At 63.4% G+C, this 254-nt stretch carries 1 protein-coding gene; it reads right to left on the bottom strand.

What is annotated here, in order from left to right:
• On the bottom strand, nucleotides 1-254 hold a 254-nt coding region (locus tag FAF44_RS54150; protein ID WP_237111251.1), incomplete at both ends, for a hypothetical protein.

The raw sequence follows: 254 nt of genomic DNA on the forward strand, positions 1-254 counted from the left end.
ACGGAGTACTTCGGCGGCTCGAACCGGTGGTCGCGGAACGACAAGGACATCGTCCCCGAGAAGTCCTCGATCGGACTGATCTCTTCGAAGATCTCCTCAAGACCCGACTGGGTCGGGACGTCCCTGCGCCCGGCCTGGCGAGCCGCCTCAACCCGGGCCTTCCACTTCTCGTTGCCGAGCAACCAGTCGAACGACTCGGTCTGCAGGGCGAGGAGGTCAGGAACTTCGAGAGGCTCCTGGATACGCGCGAAAGA

It is taken from the genome of Nonomuraea sp. MG754425 (assembly GCF_021699195.1).
GTDB lineage: Bacteria > Actinomycetota > Actinomycetes > Streptosporangiales > Streptosporangiaceae > Nonomuraea.